Below are 17,335 nucleotides of genomic sequence, written 5' to 3'. Positions count from 1 at the left end.
CGCGCCGACGCCGTGCGTGCTGGTGGACGAGCGCGGCCGTACGGTCGTCCTGGAGCACGTGGACGGGCCGTGGCTGGAGCGGCTGACGCGCGGGTGCTGGACGCCTTCGGCGGGCTCGCGGTCGCGAGCGAGTACCCGCTGCGCGCCGGGCAGGTGCGCGAGGCGGCCGTGGCGGGTTCGGTGTCGCGTGCCCTCGCGATCGGGGAGGCGCTGGCCGGGGGCGTGCCCGCCGAGCCGGGCGCGGGCCTGGAACGCCTGGTCACCGGGAGGGTCGTGGCGGTGGAACGGCCCGGCGGCGGCGCGACCGCCGTACTGGTCGAGGGCCTCGGCGGCGACGCCGGGCGGCTGCTGCGGATCGAGGCGCAGAGCGAGTACCTGGCCGCCTACGAGGACGGCCGCGCGCTGGCCCTCGTCCCGGACGTGGTCGCGGTGCTGGACACCCGTACGGCCGCGGCGGTGCAGGTCGACCGGGTCCGCTACGGACTCCGGGTGAGCGTCGTGACGACCCCGTCCGCCCCCGTGTGGCGCACCCCCGCGGGCCACGCCCTAACGGGCCCCACCGCGTTCGGACTGACCGACCCCGGAAAGAGCAGCCCCGACGCGCCCGGAGAGACCGGCCCGGGGAACACCGCCCCCGACGCGCCCAAAGAGACCAGCCCGAAAGAGACCAGCTCCGCCGCGCCCGGGGACGCCGGCTCCAGTGACGTCGGGGAGGGTGGGTCGTGATCGCCGGGATCGACGTCGGGCCCACCAACACCGATGCCGTGCTGCTGGACGGGACAGGAGCCGCTCGCGCGACGGCGAAGGTCCCGTCCGCGCCGGACGACCCGGTCGCGGCGGTGCGCGCCGCGCTGCGCGCCCTGCCCCGTACCGGGGAGCCGGTGTCGCGCGCGGCCGTCGGCCTGCGCGGGCCCGCTCGCGCGGTGGTCGAACGGCGCGGCCTGGCGCGGGTCGGGGTGCTGCGCATCGGCGGGAACGCCGCGCGGGCCGTCCGGCCGCTGTACGGCTGGCCGCCCGACCTGGTCGACGCCGTCCACGCGGGCTCGGCGATCGTCGAGGGCGGCGGCGGGTTCGGGCCGGGCGACTGGACCGCGCTGGACGAGGACGCGGTCGCCCGGTTCGCGGCCGGTCTCGCGGGCCGGGCGGGCGCCGTCGCGATCACCGGCGTGTTCGCCCCGGTGGACGGCGCGCAGGAACGGCGCGCCGCCGAGATCGTCCGGCGCGAGATGGGCGAGGCGCACGTCTCGCTGTCCGGCGAGCTCGGGCCGCTCGGCCTCCTGGAGCGCGAGAACACCGCCGTCCTGAACGGCGCGCTGCACCGGCTCGCCGGGGACCTCGCGGACGGCCTGCGCGCCGCACTCGCCGAGGCGTTCGGCCCGGACCTGACGGTTCTGGTCACGCGCGGCGACGGCAGCGTGATGGGCCTGGACCACCTGCGCCGCCACCCCGGCCTCGGGCTCGGCAGCAGCCTCGCCAGCACGCTGCGCGGCGCGGCCATCCTGACCGGGCGGGACGGCGCGGTCGTCGCGGACGTCGGCGAGCACCGGATCCGCGTCGGCGCGCTCGCCGGCGGCTACCCCCAGCAGGCGTTCGGGGCGCGCATCGGCGGGGTTCCGGTGGGATTCTGGATGCCGGACCTGATCCGGGTTCCGCGCTCGGGCCCGCGCACGCGCGCCGAACTGGCCGAGGCGGTCGACCGGATGCGCCCGTCCGCGGACCGGCTCCCGCTGGTACTGGTCGGCGGCGGGGCAGGCACGTTCGCCGAAGCCCGCGCACACGACCCCAGCCACCCCGACGGCACCGGCCGTTCGAACGGGCTTCTGGAGGTCGCCGGGGGCCTGGACGGGGTGGGGCTGCCGGGGGTCGGGGAGGTTCTGGTGCCCGAGCACGGCGGGGTGGCGGGGGCGATCGGCGCCGCGGCCAGTCCGGTCGGCGGCCAGGCCGAACGGGTCGTGCGCGTGGACACGGGCACCGACCTGGCGGCGGTGCTGGCCGAGGTCCGCGAGGACGCCCGCGCGAGCGCCGTGCGCGCCGGGGCCGACCCGCGCCGGGTGACGGTGTCCGAGGTGTCCCGGACGCCGCTGCCGTACCTGCCCGGCGCCACCCTGCGCCTGCACGCCCGGGCCTCCGGGCCCGCCCATCTCCTCTGACCTCCGGCCGCGCCCCGCCGCGCCCCGGAGACCCGCACGTCCCTGCCAACCCCCCGCCCGAAAGGCCCCGATGTCACAGAGCACCGATGAGGACTTCCCGCTGGAACGGGTCCCGCAGTCCGCTCGCTACACCTGGTTCAACGTGGCCGTCCAGCGCTTCGGGCAGCTCTCGGACCTCACGCAGTTCCTGCTCGGCGCGTCGCTGGGCGCGGGGCTGTCGTTCTGGGGCGCGTTCTGGGCGTTCACGCTCGGCTCGGTGATCCTGGAGGTGGTCTGCGTCTTCGTCGGGATCGCCGGGATGCGCGAGGGCCTGTCCACCTCGGTGCTCGCGCGCTGGACCGGGTTCGGCCGGTACGGGTCGACGCTGATCGGCCTGGTGATCGCGGTGAGCCTGTTCGGGTGGTTCGGGGTCCAGACGGCGGTGTTCGCCCGGGGGCTGCACTCGCTGGCGGGCGGGCCGCCGATGTGGGCCTGGTCGCTGCTGACCGGCCTCGGCGTGACGCTGCTGGTGCTGAAGGGCTTCAAGGCGATGGGCTGGACGGCGTTCGTGACCGTCCCGGCGTTCCTCGGGCTCGCCGGGTGGGCGATGAGCGTGCAGGTCTCCAAGCACAGCCTGGGCGACCTGGTGGCCTCGCCGCCGTTCGGCGAGCACATGTCGATCGCGACGGGCGCGACGATCGTGGCGGGCTCCTACATCGTCGGCGCCGTCACCACGCCCGACATGACGCGTTTCAACCGCAGTACGGGCGACGTCGTCAAGCAGACGCTGGTCGGCATCTCGCTCGGGGAGTACGTGCTCGGCCTCGCGGGCGTGCTGCTGGCGTACGCGGTCAAGACCTCCGACGTGATCGCGATCATCACCGCCTCGTCCGGCGTGGCCGGGGTGATCATCCTGATCTCCGCCACCGTGAAGATCAACAACTGGAACCTGTACTCCGCCGCGCTCGGCCTGATGAACGCGGTGGAGTCGCTGACCGGCGTCCGGCTGAACCGGGTCGCCGTCACCGTCGGCATCGGCGTGCTCGGCAGCCTGCTCGCCGCCGCCGGGATCCTGGACCGCTTCCAGGACTTCCTCACCCTGCTCGGCGTCCTCACCCCGCCGGTCGCGGGGATCATGGTCGCCGAGTACTTCGTCGCCCGGCGCTGGCGGCCCGTGCTGGACGCCTCGCGCGCCCGGGGCGAGCTGCCGGCGACCGAGCCCGGCTGGGTGCCCGCCACCCTGGTGCTGTGGGCGGCCGCCGCCACGGTCGGCTGGCTGTCGGACCACCTCCAGTGGCCCGGCGTCCCCGCCCTGAACTCGCTGCTGCTCGCCGCCCTCGGCTACGTGGCCGCCGCCCGCCTCGGACTCGTCAACGGCACCCGCGAACTCCCCGTCGACCAGCCCGCCCACCCGGCCGCCGCCCTCGAAGCCTCCGCGCCGCCCGATCCTTCCGCGCCGCCCGACCCTTCCGCGCCGTCCGACCCTTCTGCGCCGCCCGAACCGCCGGGACCGGCCGGGCCGTCCGCACCGCCCGGGCCGTCCGCTCCGGCCGCCGGCTGACCACCGTCCATCCAACGAGGAGAACCATGCGCATCGGCATCGACGTCGGCGGGACCAACACCGACGCGGTCCTGCTGGACGGCGACCGCGTGCTCGCCACGGTCAAGTCGCCGACCACCGCGGAGGTGACCGGCGGCGTGGTCGCCGCGATCGGCGCGGTGCTCGGCGCGTCGGGGGTGCCCCCGGCCGCCGTCACCGCCGTCATGATCGGCACCACCCACTTCGTGAACGCCCTGGTCGAGGGCGAGCGGCTGGCGCCGACGGCGGCCGTCCGGCTCGGGCTGCCCGCGACGGCGGCGCTGCCCCGATGGTCGACTGGCCCGGCCGGCTCCGCGCCGCCCTCAGCCCCGACGCGGACGGCCCGGCCGTCCACCTGTGCCACGGCGGCCACGAGTACGACGGCCGGCCGCTGTCGGACCTCGACGAGGACGAACTGCGCGCGACCGCCGCCGCCATCGCCGCGCGCGGCGTCCGCTCGGTCGCGGTGTCGGCGGTGTTCTCGCCGGTCAGCGCCGACGCCGAACGGCGCGCCGGAGAGATCCTCGCGGCCGAGCTCGGGCCGGACGTGCACCTGTCGCTGTCGCACGAGATCGGCCGCGTCGGGCTGCTGCCCCGGGAGAACGCCACGATCGTCAACGCCGCGCTCCGCGACCTCGCCGTCCGGATCGTGGCGGCGTTCGGCCGGGCGCTGGACGAGGCGGGCATCGGCGCGCCGCTGTTCCTGTCGCAGAACGACGGGACCCTGATGGACGTCGAACGGGCCCGCGAGCAGCCGATCGCCACGTTCGCGTCCGGCCCGACCAACTCCATGCGCGGTGCGGCGTACCTGTCGGGCCTGGCGGACTGCGCGGTCGTGGACGTCGGCGGGACGACCGCCGACGTCGGGATCCTCACCGGCGGGTTCCCGCGCGAGGCGTCCGGCGAGGCGGAGATGGGCGGCGTGCGCACCAACTTCCGCATCCCGGACGTGCTGTCGCTCGGCATCGGCGGCGGCTCGCTCGTCGACCTCGACGCCCCGTCCGTCGGCCCCCGCAGCGTCGGCTACCGGCTGACGGAGCGGGCGCTCGTCTTCGGCGGCGACACCCTCACCGCCACCGACCTCGCCGTCGCGGCCGGCCGCGCCGAGATCGGCGACCCTTCGCGGGTCGCCCGCCTCGACCGCGCGCGGGTGGAGGCGGCCCTCGCGCACACGGCCGGACGGATCGCCGAGACCGTCGACCGGATGCGCACCTCGCCCGAGCCGATCCCGGTGGTCGCGGTCGGCGGCGGCAGCGTCCTGATCGACGCGCTGCCCGGCTTCGCCGACGTCCGGCGCCCCGGCCACTACGCCGTCGCGAACGCGATCGGCGCCGCCATCGCGCAGGTCGGCGGGGAGGTCGACCGGGTCTTCCAGGTCCCGCCGGGCCGCCGCGACGCCGTCCTGGACGAGGCGAAGGCCGAGGCCGCCGCCCACGCCGAGCGGGCCGGGGCCCGTCCCGGCACCGTCGACGTCGTCGACGTCGAGGAGGTGCCGCTCGCGTACCTGCCCGGCGGCGCCACCCGCATCCGCGTCAAGGCCGTCGGCGACCTGGACCTGAACCGACTGGAGAACGACCGTGCGTGAGATCGGACCCGACCAGCTGGAGGACATGGCGCGCGGCGCGGGCATCCTCGGCACCGGAGGCGGCGGCGACCCGTACATCGGACGGCTGCTCGCCCAGCAGGCCATCCGCGAGCACGGGCCGGTCACGGTCGTGGACATCGACGAGGTCCCCGCCGACGCCACCGTGATCGCCGTCTCGGCGATGGGTGCCCCACCGTCTCCGTCGAGAAGATCCCGGCGGGCGACGAGGAGGTCAGGGCGCTGCGCGCGCTGGAGCGGACGCTCGGCCGCCGCGCCACGCACCTGATGCCGATCGAGGTCGGCGGCCTGAACTCGATGACCCCGTTCATCGCCGCCGCCCGCACCGGCCTGCCGCTGGTGGACGGCGACGCGATGGGCCGGGCGTTCCCCGAGGCGCAGATGGTGCTGCCCGGCCTGATCGGCGTCACGGTCGCGCCGATGGCCGTCGCCGACGACAAGGGCAACACCCTCGTCCTCCAGACCACGTCGAACCACTGGACCGAACGCCTCGCCCGGACGGCCTGCGTGGAGATGGGCTGCGCGGTCTCGTGCGCCGACACCGTCATGCGCGGCGACCAACTCGCCGCCGGGCTCGTCCCCGCGACGCTCACCCTGGCCGAGGACCTGGGCCGCGCCGTCCGCGAGGCTCGCGCCGCGCACGCCGACCCGGTCGCCGCCGCGGCGGACCTGCTCGGCGGCGTCCCGCTGCTCACCGGCAAGGTCGTGGATGTCAGCCGCCGCACCACGGGCGGCTTCGCCCGCGGCGACGCGCGCCTGGAGGGCCTCGGCGCCGACGCCGGCCGCGTCCTGGACCTGAGCTTCCAGAACGAGCACCTCGTCGCCCGCCGCGACGGCGAGGTGGTCGCGACGACCCCGGACCTGATCTGCGTCCTGGACACCGACGGCGGGGACCCCGTCACCACCGAGAACCTCCGCTACGGCCTGCGCGTCACCGTCCTCGGCGTCCCCTGCGACCCGCGCTGGCTGACCCCGGCCGGCCTGGCCCTGGCGGGCCCCGCTACTTCGGCTACGACCACGACCACGTCCCCCTCCCCCACCGACCTCCCGAGCCGGACGCCGGGGACCCGCGAACCACCGGGCCGGCCGGGGTCGGCGGTGTCAGCCGTTCCGGAAGCGGGTGACCCAGCGGCGCTGCCAGGGGGTCTCGACGGCGCGGGGGTGGTGGTGCTCCCGCGCCCAGGCGACGGCGTCCGCCGGGTCCACCCCGGCCAGGACGGCGAGGCACGCGATCACCGTTCCGGTGCGGCCGACGCCGCCCCCGCACGCGACCTCGACCGCCGCGCCCGCCCGCGCCCGTTCGTGCAGCGCGCGGATGTGCCGTACGGCCCCGTCCCGGTCGCGGGGCAGCAGGAAGTCGGGCCAGTCGATCCACTCATGCGACCAGTGCAGGTCGCCCTCGTGGCGTTCACGGAGGCGCCCCGACCCCAGGTAGAGCCCGAACTCGGGCGCCGGCCCCTCCGGAAGCGGACGGCGCAGCCCCCGGCCGCGGACCCACGAACCGTCCGGAAGCCGGAGCGCGCCCACCAGCGGCGAGGCGCTCACCGGGCCACGCTCCCCATGCGCCGCGCGCGGTGGTTGGCGACATTGAGCCGGTTGCCGCACAGTTCGGGCATGCAGTAGCGGCGGCGTCCCGCCCGGCTGATGTCGACGAACACGCCTCGGCAGTCCGGGGCCGCGCAGGCGCGGAAGCGCTCATGGCCGAGCGCCCGGACGACGCCGAACAGCCCGATGCCGATGAGCGCGGCAAGCTCGTCCGCGAGGGGCGCGTCCGGCGCGGTCGGGACGTACCACTGCCACCCGCCGTCCGCGTCGCGGCGCAGCACCGGAACGAGCCCAGCGCGCCCGGCCAGCACCGCCGCGCCCGCGACGGCCTGCTCCTCCGTCTCGGTCTCCACGATCGCCCGCACTTCCCGCCGCAGGAGAACGACCTGGAAAAGGTCGTCCTCAGTCAGCGCACGCCCGCCCGCCACGGCGTCGGGTCGCAGGTCGTGCTCGCCCAGGAACGCCGCCAGCGCGTCCGGCCCCAGCAGGGCCTCCCCTGCGGCGCCCCGTACGGTCGGCGACGTGTTGACCAGGTCGGTCGCCACCGCCGCCCCCACTCCGTAATCGTTGATAGCTATCTCCAAGCCTTACTCCCACCAAAGTAACCGGAGTGAGAATCTTACACCCATTACCCCCTCTTCAACGGCACTCCCAGGACATACCGCCAACGCCGAGCCGAAATGGCAGACCCATCCGGCGACACAGCAGACGAGCAACCAGTAAGCCGCAACGTTCAGCGGCACTCCCTCCCGGCAACAGACCGTCCGCTGACACAGCACTGAAGCGGCAGGCGCGCCCAGCGGCCAGGGCAACCAAGCACAGTCCGCCCGGCGGCAGAAGCACGCGACGGCACGGCCTACGGCGGCGAGGCGTACGGCGGCGAGGCGTCGGGGACGTTCAGACGAGCGGATCAGGGTCGGCGATGTCGTCGGCGCGATGCGCGGCCGCGATGCCGTCGGCGCGTTGCGGCGCTCGCTCCGCGCGTACGGCCGGGGACTGGGGCGCGGACGCAGCCGGGTCCGGCCTCCTGCCGGGGATGACGGCGAGGGCCGCCGCGAGGCAGGCGAGCGGCAGGGCGGGCAGAACGTAGCGATAGTCGAAATCGGCGGTGGCCACGGGAATGACCAGCAGGGCCGCAGCGGTCAGCCAGGGCAGCAGGATCGCCGCCCCTTCGGTCCTGGAACGGCGTTCGCCGCGCCGCAGGAGCCGAACGGCCGCGCCGGCAAGCCCGATTCCCAGCAGAACGGCCAAGGCCGGGCCGGGCACGTACCAGTGGGCCTGGTAGTGGCGTATCCACCGGGCGTACGGGTTCACGATCCGCGGGCGCGCGGTATCGCCCCCGTAGATGAGGGCGAGCCTCTTCTGGCGCGCGGCGGGCGGCTTGTCGAACGCCCGATTGACGACCGCCGGGAAGTGCAATTGCGCCTCCGTCCAGGTGGTCGGGTACGGAGAACGCCCCGGCGCGAACGTTTTCAACGTGTCCTTGATGACGACCCGCGCATAGTCGAGCGGCTGTGCCGTTATGGCCGTCCAGGCGAACCGTTCCGCCGGAGCGTTGGAATGCGGACCGTAGATTCCGCCGGGCAACCGCCTGAACGGGGAGTCGGGCGTGTACATGGCCGCGTACACCGGGGACGTCACGCGCGGATCGCTGGGCGGCCGCCGCGGACAGAGTACGGCGAGGTCCGGATGCCGTTCGGTGACCTGGGCGCAGTCGGCGAAACTCGCGGTCCGCCCGTACAGCCACACCGCGCCGTGCTTGCTCATCCCGAACTCGCCGTGATTGGCGCGGAACCAGCCCATGTACGCCACGACCGGCATCACAAACGCCCCCACCAGCACCGCGGCCCCCACCAGAGCCCCCGCCCACCGCCCAACACGGCCGCTCGCGCCACTGCCCGCACTCCGGCGCCGGCCCGACTCCCCAAGCCCGCCCACGCCAGCGTTGCTGCGAAGGTGGGCGGGGCCATCGAGCGGGGCGTGGACGGGCGTGTCGAGTGGGCCGTCCGTACGCTGCGCGGTGCGCGTGAACAGTCGTCGCCCCGGCCGGCCGTACACCGCCATCGCGACCAGCACCACGGCGATGAGGGGAACGCCCGCCATCCGAGTCACCGCAGCACACCCCAGCAAGACCCCTGCCACACCTACGCGCACGAGCAGACGTCCCCCGGACGCGGACCGCACAGGAGGCCACAGCAGAACGGCCACCGCCGCCATCACCAGGAACCCGAACAGCTCATCCGACAGCAGCAGATGCTCCAGCAGAAGCTGATTCCCGTCGAACAGAACCGGAACAGCCGCCACCACAGCAAGACACGCAGGCAACCACCCGAGCACCCGCGCCCGCACGCCCCCCGCACCTTCAGGAGACCGCCCCTCAGAGGGCGACGGTGCGAGCGGGCGTGGCCAGCGTGTTCGTGCCGTACGCCAGACCAGCGCGTACACCATCACCCCCGTCAGAACGCCCAGGGCCGCCTGGACGGTCAGGACCGCCGTGAAGCTATGGAAGGGGCGCAACGCCCAGAGCAGCAGCGAGTACCCGCTCGGACGGTTGGGCGATGGGGCGAGCGTCAGCGAACCGTTCAGGTACACGATCGAGTCGCCGGTCCACAGCACGGAGGGATGTCCCGCGATCGCGAGGGCCCGGAGCGCGATCGCGCCGGCCAGCACCACGGCGAAGAGCGCGTGCCGCCATACCCACCGCCCGCCCGCGTTCGCCCATGCGCGCACCGCCGCCCCCGCCGATGCGCCCGCCGATGATCTGGCCGTCGTCTTCCCGTCCACCGCTCCCCCAAGCGTCCGAGGACAGCAAGGAGGATCTTGGCCTGGACGGGAGGCCGTCCACCCCGACACGCCACCCGCGGCGCAGCGGCCCGACAACCCGGCCGCCATATCCCCGCAACAACCCCGATCACGCCCACCGGAACGATCAGCCGCTAGAGCTCGGTAAGCGTCGTCTCACCCGCGCGCCCATGGCCGACGGGCCGCCCCGCACCGCAGCATCGACATATGTCGGATAAGCCACGCATGACGCGTCCGACGCTGGACGTGATCCGAGTCTTCCTCGATGACCCAAACCGGGAGTTCTACGGGCTGGAGCTGCGGGCCGCCACCGGACTGGGAAACGGGACGCTGTACCCGAGGCTCGCCCAGCTCGAAGGCTACGGCTGGCTGGAGAGCCGCTGGGAGTACGCGGCGTCCGACGAACGGGCCGGACGCCCGCCCCGCCGCTACTACCACCTGACCCGCGAGGGCGCCCTACAGGCCCGCGCAGCGGCAGAACGAGCCGGACGCACCAAACGCGCCGGACGCACCCGCCGCGGAAGCGGCCTCCGCGGAAGCGGTCTCCGGACCGAGCCCGAGCCCGGCCCCCAGGGAGCGTGAAATGGACCGCCTCATCGCACCCCTACTCGACAGGCTCGCGGGCCGCCTAGGCGCGAACGACCTCGCACTCGTCCAGCGCGCCTACGCACGCGCCGCCGAACGACACGAGGGGCGCTTCCGGCACAGCGGCGCGCCGTACATCACGCATCCGGTCGAGGTCGCGTCGCTGGTCGCCGCGGCCGGCGGCGATCCCGCCACGGTCTGCGCCGCCCTGCTCCACGACACTCTCGACGAAACGGCGTTCGACGCCGGTCGGCTGCGCGCCGAGTTCGGCGGCGACGTCTCAGAGCTCGTCACGGGCCTCGCCGAGCTGAAAGACGGCGTCCCGGAAGCGGCCGACGACCGCGTCCTGCTCCTCAGGCTCTCCGACCGCCTCCACAACATGCGAACGGTCGAATACCTGGCTCCGCACAAGCAGAGGCAGAAGTCACTGCAAACACTGGAAACGTTCGTACCCCTGGCAAGGCGGCTCGGCCTGGCACCGGTCGCGGCCGAGCTGGAATCCATCGCCCGGAAACGCCTCGCCCCAGGGCCGGAATTCGCCGCCCTGCGCACGCTGGCCCTGATCCTGCCCGCGCAGGCCCGTGGCCGGTATCTCAGGGAGTGGGCCGCCGAACTCGCCGCGCTCCCCACCGGCCACCGCGCCTACGTCCTCGAACTGCTCCGCGGCGTTCCGGCCCTGGCCGTCGTCCTGTGGCGTCCACGGGCCCGCCGCCTCACACGGACGCTGCTGACCACCGTGCTGGCGAGCCGCGCCCGTCCGTGGCTCGCCCTCGCGCCTCCCCTCACCTGGCTCACCTACCAGCTCGCCCGGACGAGCCTCGCGGACGCGCTCGCGTTCGTCCTCAGCGTCCCTCCGGCCCTCTCCGCCCTCATCACCGGCGCCCGAAGGAGACTCGGCCTGGAACGAGACGACGACACCCCCCACGACTGACGTCACCACGCCCCCGAACGTCCAAAACAAAGGCAACGCGGCGCCCCCCGCCCATTCGTTCAGGACGAGGCGACGATGGGGACGACACGCGGATCGGCCAGCCGAACGTAGTCGTCGGTGGCGAGCGCGATCGAACGGTCCAGCCGCGCGGCGTTGAAGAAGAGTTCGGGCGCCCGCAGCAACGCCGGGTCCGCGATGACCTCCAACTGCGGGTGGTACGAGAAAGGCAGAACGGTGCCGCTCACGCTTCCGGCGAGTTCCTCGGCCTTGTCACGGCTCGCGAAGGCGACGTACGTGCCGTCCAGGAGCGTCTTGACCGCCTGGAGGTCCAGGCGGGCGTCACCGGGGACCACGGCCAGCACGTACCGGCTCCGCTTCTTGCCGACCTTGACCATCACGACCAGGCACTTGGCGGCGTGCGCGACGTCGTTCCCGCGCAGGGCGCTGACCAGGTCGGTCCGGCCCTCCGGCGCGTGGTCGATCAGCCGGTAGCGGGCCCCCGCCGCGTCCAGGTCCCCGATCAGCCGCCCGTACAGCCCGAGGTCCGCGTCCACACCCGCACCCGCGCCCACGTCCGCGTCCGACGGCAGGGCCGCACCCGCGCTCGCGCCCGACTCCGCGTCCGACTCCGCGTCCAGGCGCGGTTCCTCGGGCGCTGCGACGACGCCGTCCAGTTCACCACTCACCGCTCAGCAGCTCCTTCGCCTCGGCTATGCGTTCCTCGTCGCGCTGGTAGAACACCCACTGCTTGATCTTCTTGCCGCGCACCAGGCCCGCCTTCGCGAGCACCTTCAGGTGTTCGCCGCACGTCGGCTGGCTCACGCCGAGCTTCTGGGCGATGAACAGCGAGCAGACCCCGTCGCGGACGAGATCGCCGTCGCGCTGGGGCGGGAAGTGCCGTTCGGGGTCGCGCAGCCACTCCAGGATCAGCAGCCGCCGGTCGTTCGCCAGCGCCTTGATCAGTTCTACGTCGAGCACTCAGGGATTATGGCAATTAGCTAATTACCTGTCCAATCGTGAACGGACGCCGAGGTCAAGCCCCTGGGGGCCGGATACGGGTGACAATGACCCGTCCCTCACGCGGAGTCCGGGCCGACCACAGTTTCTCGGCCGGAGCGACACGGGCGCGTCACTGCGTCGCCAGAGCGCCGCCACGCTCCCGGTTGTTACATTTCGCAAACTCGTCACTACAAAAAGTGACGTTAGGTTCTTCTGCTCGGAGGAAACATGCACATCCCCTCACGCGCCCTCTTCACGGCGGCGCTCGCCCTCGGCGCCCTCGCGGCGTCCGTCCCCTCCGCCTCGGCGCAGTCCGCGTCCGTACCGGGCGGCCCGTCCGCGTCCGCCCGGGCGGCCACCACGCAGGCCGACCCGCTCGCGCCCCGCTACGTCTACGGCCGGGTCACCTCCTCGACCATCACCGTCCGCAGCAGGCCCACCACCCATTCCGCCGCCAAGGGCATCTACAAGCGCGGGTACCGGCTCCAGATCGAGTGCTGGACCCGGGGCCAGGCCATCCACGGCGACCGGACCTGGTACAAGCTCGGTCCCCGCAACCAGAACTGGCACGGCGTCGGCTACGTCGCCGGCCACTACGTCCGGCTGCTGGGCGCAAGGCCCGTCCGCTGCCGCTAGCCGTCCGACCGCGGGGGCCTCTGGGGATCGCACGACCCGCGCCACCAGAGGCCCCCGCACCCGCCCCCTCCGCCCGTGGCTCGGTCAGGGGGAACGGGGGACGGAGGGGGCGGAAGGAGGGGCTCAGTCGCGGCGGAGGGACAGTCCGCCGAATCCGCCCGCGGAACTGATCTCGCCCCACCACGCGTCCAGCGCCTCGGCGTCCATGGCCGTCCAGTCGGGTGCGGCGGGCACCTGCGCGTGGCCGAGGCGGCGGCCGAGGTCCACGATCGCGCGGGCGCCGGGCGCACGCGCGGAGTCGTAGGCGGTCCGCAGCTCGTCCCAGGTGGCGGCGGCGCGCCACGCGTCCTCCAAGGCCACGGCGTCCTGGAGCGCCTTGACCGCGCCGCCACCGGTGTGGGGACGGGCGCACGCCGCCGCGTCCCCGGCGAGCAGGAGGCGCCCGGAGGCGAGCGCGGGCAGCGACAGGTCGTAGATCGGCTGGACGTACAGCTCCCCGGGCGGCGTCAGCCGTACGATCCGGGCCCAGTCGGGCGGCAGGTGCTCCTCGACCAGACGCGCGAAGTGCGCCATCAGCTCGCCGGTCACGGAACCGGGCGGAAGCGTGGTCGGGTCCACGAGCCGCGCGGCCGACGGCGGCGGCACCGCGTACAGGCCCCAGTTGACGATGTCGCCGTCCGCGCCTGGAATGCGGAACGCGAGCGCATGGCCCCGCGGGATGCCGATCGTGATGGCGTCCGCGGCGGGCCACGCCGCCGCGAGCGGGCCGTCCAGCAGGGCGGCGGGGAACGTGCCGCGCCACAGCACGTACCCGGCGTACTCGGGACGAACGTCCGGGAACATCGCCCGCCGCACCACCGACCGATACCCGTCCGCCCCGATCACCAGATCGAACCGGCGCTCCTCCCCACCACCCCCGCCCGCGCCGCCGCTCGCGCCAGCACCACCCCCGCCCGCGCCGCCGTCCCCACCGCCGCCCGCGCCCCGGCCGCTCTCGGCCTCCCGGCCGCCGCCCGGGCCGCGTCCGCTCCCAACCTCCCGGCCGCCGCCCGGGCCGCGCCCGCTCCCGGGCTCTCCCCCTCCGCCCGTACGGGTCCTGACCACCGCGCCCCCGGGCTCCGGCACGACCTCGACGACCTCGGCGGAGGAGCGGTAGGTGACGCGCGCGGGGACGCGGGCGCGCAGGCCGCGCCACAGCGAGCCCCAGCGGTACGAGCGGATCACGAACGGCTGCACGGCGAACTCGCGCCCGAGCCCCGGCCCGGCCGAGAACCAGCGGCGCCTCAGGAGCCGTACCCACGGAATGTCGCCGTCCAGGTACCCGGCGGCGACCAGCTCGTCGAAGCGGTCGTCCTGGATGCCGAGGCCGACGCCGCGGTCCTGGAGCCCGCCGGCCGCCCGCTCGTACAGGACGATCTCGTCGGCGCCGCAACGTTCCGCGGCGAGCGCCGCCGCGCAGCCCGCGACGCTGCCGCCGACCACCGCCACCGTGCCGCCGCGCATGGGACCTCCACGCTCCGCGCCGCCGACCCTACGCCGCCGCGCCCGCCGGCGACGGCCCACGGCTCATTCCGGCCACCCCGCCAGGGACGACCCGCAGCTCGCTCCGGCCGCCCCGCCACGAACGGCTCGCGGCTCGTTCCGGCCACGCCGCCGCCGCGCGCGCACGCGTACGGCGGGCGGGGTCCCGCCCGGACGTGCGACGATGTGGGCCATGAGCGGGCTGATGCTGCTGGACACGCCGTCGTTGTACTTCCGCGCCTTCTACGGGGTGCCCGAGTCGGTGACCGCGCCGGACGGGACGCCCGTGAACGCGGTGCGCGGCCTCATCGACATGATCGCCCGGCTGGTCCAGGACCGCTCGCCCGAACGGCTCGTCTGCACGATGGACGCCGACTGGCGGCCCGCGTTCCGCGTGGACGCGCTGCCGTCCTACAAGGCCCACCGCGTCGCCGACGACGGCGGCGACCAGACCCCTGACGCGCTGGAGGCGCAGCTCCCGGTCATCGACGCGGTGCTGGACGCGTTCGGCCTGGCGCGCGCGGGCGTCCCCGGGTACGAGGCCGACGACGTGATCGGGACCCTCGCGGTACGGGGCGCCGCGGACGGACCGGTCGACATCGTGACCGGCGACCGCGACCTGTTCCAGCTCGTGGACGAGCGCGGTCCGGTCCTGGTGCTCTACACCGCGCGCGGCATCCGCAACCTCCAGGTGATGGGCGAGAAGGAGGTCGCGGCCAAGTACGGCATCCCGGGCCGCGGCTACGGCGACTACGCCACGCTGCGCGGCGACCCGAGCGACGGCCTGCCCGGCGTCCCCGGCGTCGGCGACAAGACGGCCGCGGCGCTGGTCACCCGGTTCGGCTCGGTCGACGGGATCCTGGCGGCCCTGGACGCGGGGACGGACGAGGGCTTCCCCGCCGGATCCCGTCGCAAGATGGAGGCGGCGCGCGACTACCTGGCGTCCGCCGAGACGGTCGTACGAGTCGTGACGGACATCGACGCCCCCGAACTGACCGCCCTCGACGACCGACTGCCCACGGGCCCCCGCGACCCGGCGGCCCTCATCGAACTAGCCGACCGCTGGAACCTCAGCAGCCCCGTCAACCGCCTCCTCAACGCCCTGTCCGCGAACTCCCCCTGACCCCGTCCCGCCCTATCCCCACACCACGCGGTCCACTCGGACCGTTCGGACCGGGGTGGGCCGGGCGGAGGTTTCTGACAAGGAGGGGGCTCTATGTGTCAGACGACGCAGACAAGGCGTGCCCGCGGGAGCAGCATCGTGATCAGTGACGGGCTTTGCTGGGTGTGCACACAAGCACGCACATCCAGCCGCGGGAGGCAGCATGACCACCGGGCCGGCCGCGGCGGTCCCGTGAGCGGGCCGGTACCCGTGGCACTGGGCCTCACCGCCCCACTCCCCCCATCTGCCACGGGTGCCGGCTCCCCCGCCGAACCGCGCCCCCACCCACCCCGCCCCGAGCAGGCGCCCCGTCCCGAGCGGGCACCCCATCCCGAGCGGGCACCCCGCCCCGAGCAAGCGCACCGCCCCGAGCGGGCACGCCGCCCCCACCGGGAGGGCCGGCCCGAGCGGGCACCGCACCCCGAGTGGGTGGGGCGTTCTGTGGGGGCGGGGAGTGTCGTTAGTGGGGCGGCACACAGGGCGCGGGGCTTGCCAGGGCCGTGCCCCGAGAGTGCACTGGAATCGTCTCCTCCCCGAAACGCGCGTCCGGTCCTGCGGAGGACGCGCAGAACGGACCCCCGGTGATCGAGAGGACGTCCCCGCCGCGCGGCGGCCGGCCCGCCGTCATGCTGACCGAGACCGCCTTCCCCGCACGGGGGGAGGGGTTCTGGGACGCGCTGGAGCGTCCCGAGCGCACGGCACTGCGGGAGGTGGCGCGCCCGCGCGGGTTCCCGCCGAAGATCCCGCTCTGCTACCAGGGCGAGGAGTCCGACCACATCATCATCATCGAGCGCGGCTGGGCGAAGGTGACCTCGTCCACCGAGGACGGCCACGACGTGGTGCTCGCCGTGCGGGGGCCGGGCGACCTGGTGTGCGAGAGCGCGGTGCTGGGCAGCCGGCACCGGTCGGCGACCGTGACGGCGCTGAGCCCGGTCCGCGCGCTGATCGTTCCGGCGGCCCGCTTCACCGGCTTCCTGGACGCGCATCCGGCGGTCTGGCTGCTGGTCAGCGGCACGTTCGTACGGCGCCTCGACGACGCCGACCGCCGCCTCCAGGCGCACGTGTCGGCGAAGGGCGCGCAGCGGCTGGCCCTGCTCCTCGCCGACCTCGCCGCGCTGTCGGCGCGCCACACCCCGCCCGCGGACGACGGCAGCATCGACATCGCGCCGCCGCTCTCGCAGGAGGAGCTGGGGAGCTGGATGGACGCCTCGCGCGAGACCGTCGCCCGGGCCCTCAACACCCTGCGCCAGCGCGGCCTGGTCCGCACCGGCTGGCGCAAGATCACCGTCGTGGACCTGCCGGGCCTGCGCGCCTTCGCCCAGGACCGCGCCCCCGACTGACCCCACCGCCCGTTCGGCGGCGGCCCGGCCGTCGCGTCCGTCAGGCGCCCGCGCCCTTGTCGGCGACCTGGCGGCGGACCTCCTCCATGTCCAGGCCGCGGGCCTGCGTGATGAGGTCCTCCAGGGCCTGCTCGGGGAGGGCGCCGGGCTCGGAGTACAGCACCACCTTGTCGCGGACGATCGCCAGGGTCGGGATCGAGGTGATGTCGAACGCGGCGGCGAGTTCCTGCTCGGCCTCGGTGTCGACCTTGCTGAACACGATGTCGGAGTGGCGCTCGGACACGCGCTCGTAGACCGGCGCGAACTGCCGGCACGGGCCGCACCAGGACGCCCAGAAGTCGATGAGGACGAAGTCGTTCCCTCCGACGGTGGCGTCGAAGGTGTCCTTGGTGAGCTCGACGGTCGCCATGCTCTCGTTCCCCCTTGCTCGAAGCCTGTGCTCCTGGGAGAACACCGGGAAGGGCCGCATGATTTCCCGCCGTCGCGTCCTGGGGGCCGGGGAG

At 74.4% G+C, this 17,335-nt stretch carries 16 protein-coding genes and 2 pseudogenes; 11 read left to right on the top strand and 7 right to left on the bottom strand.

Annotated elements, in window-relative coordinates:
- Window positions 1-69 precede the first annotated feature (69 nt).
- From GEV43_RS38410 to GEV43_RS52240, 6 genes and pseudogenes are all read left to right on the top strand, one after another.
- On the top strand, window positions 70-726 hold the full coding sequence (locus GEV43_RS38410) for a DUF917 family protein (RefSeq protein WP_160825580.1): 657 nt from the start codon (window positions 70-72) through the stop codon (window positions 724-726).
- Entirely contained in the window at window positions 723-2,150 is a 1,428-nt protein-coding gene (locus GEV43_RS38405) for a hydantoinase/oxoprolinase N-terminal domain-containing protein (protein ID WP_160825579.1), read from the top strand. The genes GEV43_RS38410 and GEV43_RS38405 overlap by 4 nt, the downstream gene beginning before the upstream one ends.
- A 70-nt stretch (window positions 2,151-2,220) precedes the next feature.
- Window positions 2,221-3,690: a cytosine permease gene (locus GEV43_RS38400; RefSeq protein ID WP_160825578.1), complete on the top strand. Its 1,470-nt coding sequence runs from the start codon at window positions 2,221-2,223 to the stop codon at window positions 3,688-3,690.
- 26 nt (window positions 3,691-3,716) lie between these two features.
- Window positions 3,717-3,923 (top strand): annotated as a pseudogene (locus GEV43_RS53445) (hydantoinase/oxoprolinase N-terminal domain-containing protein); the annotation flags it as partial.
- Window positions 3,924-3,997: 74 nt separating this feature from the next.
- Window positions 3,998-5,293 carry a hydantoinase/oxoprolinase family protein gene (locus GEV43_RS38395; protein ID WP_254715900.1) on the top strand — a complete coding sequence of 432 codons (1,296 nt, stop codon included), beginning with the start codon at window positions 3,998-4,000 and terminating at the stop codon, window positions 5,291-5,293.
- Between the two features lie 25 nt (window positions 5,294-5,318).
- A pseudogene (locus tag GEV43_RS52240) lies at window positions 5,319-6,253 on the top strand (DUF917 domain-containing protein); the annotation flags it as partial.
- A 159-nt stretch (window positions 6,254-6,412) separates the two neighbouring features.
- Here the strand turns inward: GEV43_RS52240 and GEV43_RS38385 are convergent.
- The 3 genes from GEV43_RS38385 to GEV43_RS38375 all read right to left on the bottom strand — a co-directional run bounded on the left by GEV43_RS38385 (window position 6,413) and on the right by GEV43_RS38375 (window position 9,640).
- Entirely contained in the window at window positions 6,413-6,856 is a 444-nt protein-coding gene (locus tag GEV43_RS38385; protein ID WP_160825577.1) for a protein-tyrosine phosphatase family protein, read from the bottom strand.
- Window positions 6,853-7,401: a CGNR zinc finger domain-containing protein gene (locus tag GEV43_RS38380; protein ID WP_309240157.1), complete on the bottom strand. Its 549-nt coding sequence runs from the start codon at window positions 7,399-7,401 to the stop codon at window positions 6,853-6,855. The genes GEV43_RS38385 and GEV43_RS38380 overlap by 4 nt, the downstream gene beginning before the upstream one ends.
- A 352-nt stretch (window positions 7,402-7,753) precedes the next feature.
- Complete coding sequence (locus tag GEV43_RS38375; RefSeq protein ID WP_160825575.1) at window positions 7,754-9,640, bottom strand: hypothetical protein; 1,887 nt, start codon at window positions 9,638-9,640, stop codon at window positions 7,754-7,756.
- Window positions 9,641-9,883: 243 nt separating this feature from the next.
- Between GEV43_RS38375 and GEV43_RS38370 the strand changes: the two genes are divergently transcribed.
- Both GEV43_RS38370 and GEV43_RS38365 read left to right on the top strand, forming a co-directional pair.
- Complete coding sequence (locus GEV43_RS38370) at window positions 9,884-10,240, top strand: PadR family transcriptional regulator (RefSeq protein WP_160825574.1); 357 nt, start codon at window positions 9,884-9,886, stop codon at window positions 10,238-10,240.
- Between the two features lies 1 nt (window position 10,241).
- Complete coding sequence (locus GEV43_RS38365; RefSeq protein WP_160825573.1) at window positions 10,242-11,174, top strand: HD domain-containing protein; 933 nt, start codon at window positions 10,242-10,244, stop codon at window positions 11,172-11,174.
- 59 nt (window positions 11,175-11,233) lie between these two features.
- On the opposite strand, the gene GEV43_RS38360 is transcribed toward GEV43_RS38365, so the two are convergent.
- Together GEV43_RS38360 and GEV43_RS38355 are read right to left on the bottom strand one after the other, a co-directional pair.
- On the bottom strand, window positions 11,234-11,860 hold the full coding sequence (locus GEV43_RS38360) for a YbaK/EbsC family protein (protein ID WP_309240156.1): 627 nt from the start codon (window positions 11,858-11,860) through the stop codon (window positions 11,234-11,236).
- Window positions 11,850-12,152, bottom strand: coding sequence for a helix-turn-helix transcriptional regulator (locus tag GEV43_RS38355; RefSeq protein ID WP_160825572.1), 303 nt, complete (start codon window positions 12,150-12,152; stop codon window positions 11,850-11,852). Before GEV43_RS38355 ends, GEV43_RS38360 begins: the two co-directional genes overlap by 11 nt.
- A gap of 249 nt (window positions 12,153-12,401) precedes the next feature.
- Here GEV43_RS38355 and GEV43_RS38350 point away from each other — a divergent pair, with 249 nt between their 5' ends.
- Window positions 12,402-12,809, top strand: a complete 408-nt coding sequence (locus GEV43_RS38350) for a hypothetical protein (protein WP_160825571.1) — start codon at window positions 12,402-12,404, stop codon at window positions 12,807-12,809.
- 123 nt (window positions 12,810-12,932) lie between these two features.
- Here GEV43_RS38350 and GEV43_RS38345 read toward each other — a convergent pair whose 3' ends face one another.
- Entirely contained in the window at window positions 12,933-14,312 is a 1,380-nt protein-coding gene (locus GEV43_RS38345) for an FAD-dependent monooxygenase (protein ID WP_160825570.1), read from the bottom strand.
- Window positions 14,313-14,523: 211 nt separating this feature from the next.
- On the opposite strand from GEV43_RS38345, the gene GEV43_RS38340 reads away from it, so the two are divergent.
- Both GEV43_RS38340 and GEV43_RS38335 read left to right on the top strand, forming a co-directional pair.
- Window positions 14,524-15,453: a 5'-3' exonuclease gene (locus GEV43_RS38340; RefSeq protein ID WP_160825569.1), complete on the top strand. Its 930-nt coding sequence runs from the start codon at window positions 14,524-14,526 to the stop codon at window positions 15,451-15,453.
- A 620-nt stretch (window positions 15,454-16,073) separates the two neighbouring features.
- The gene (locus GEV43_RS38335) at window positions 16,074-16,832 is read left to right on the top strand and encodes a Crp/Fnr family transcriptional regulator (protein ID WP_309240155.1); all 759 of its coding nucleotides are present in this window, start codon (window positions 16,074-16,076) and stop codon (window positions 16,830-16,832) included.
- A 40-nt stretch (window positions 16,833-16,872) separates the two neighbouring features.
- Here GEV43_RS38335 and GEV43_RS38330 read toward each other — a convergent pair whose 3' ends face one another.
- Window positions 16,873-17,241, bottom strand: coding sequence for a co-chaperone YbbN (locus GEV43_RS38330; protein ID WP_160825568.1), 369 nt, complete (start codon window positions 17,239-17,241; stop codon window positions 16,873-16,875).
- Window positions 17,242-17,335: the final 94 nt, after the last annotated feature.

The organism is Actinomadura sp. J1-007 (assembly GCF_009793335.1).
In the GTDB taxonomy this organism is placed as follows: domain Bacteria; phylum Actinomycetota; class Actinomycetes; order Streptosporangiales; family Streptosporangiaceae; genus Spirillospora; species Spirillospora yumaensis.
Note: the sequence above shows the minus strand (reverse complement) of the source record. Positions and strands in the feature narration are given on the sequence as shown.

Excerpts from the sequence above, each read along its gene's own strand:
- GEV43_RS38400 (WP_160825578.1), top strand. The coding sequence starts at position 2,221 with ATGTCACAGAGCACCGATGAGGACTTCCCGCTGGAACGGGTCCCGCAG.
- GEV43_RS38395 (WP_254715900.1), top strand. The coding sequence starts at position 3,998 with ATGGTCGACTGGCCCGGCCGGCTCCGCGCCGCCCTCAGCCCCGACGCG.
- GEV43_RS38370 (WP_160825574.1), top strand. The coding sequence starts at position 9,884 with ATGACGCGTCCGACGCTGGACGTGATCCGAGTCTTCCTCGATGACCCA.
- GEV43_RS38365 (WP_160825573.1), top strand. The coding sequence starts at position 10,242 with ATGGACCGCCTCATCGCACCCCTACTCGACAGGCTCGCGGGCCGCCTA.
- GEV43_RS38350 (WP_160825571.1), top strand. The coding sequence starts at position 12,402 with ATGCACATCCCCTCACGCGCCCTCTTCACGGCGGCGCTCGCCCTCGGC.
- GEV43_RS38345 (WP_160825570.1), bottom strand. The coding sequence starts at position 14,312 with ATGCGCGGCGGCACGGTGGCGGTGGTCGGCGGCAGCGTCGCGGGCTGC.
- GEV43_RS38340 (WP_160825569.1), top strand. The coding sequence starts at position 14,524 with ATGAGCGGGCTGATGCTGCTGGACACGCCGTCGTTGTACTTCCGCGCC.
- GEV43_RS38330 (WP_160825568.1), bottom strand. The coding sequence starts at position 17,241 with ATGGCGACCGTCGAGCTCACCAAGGACACCTTCGACGCCACCGTCGGA.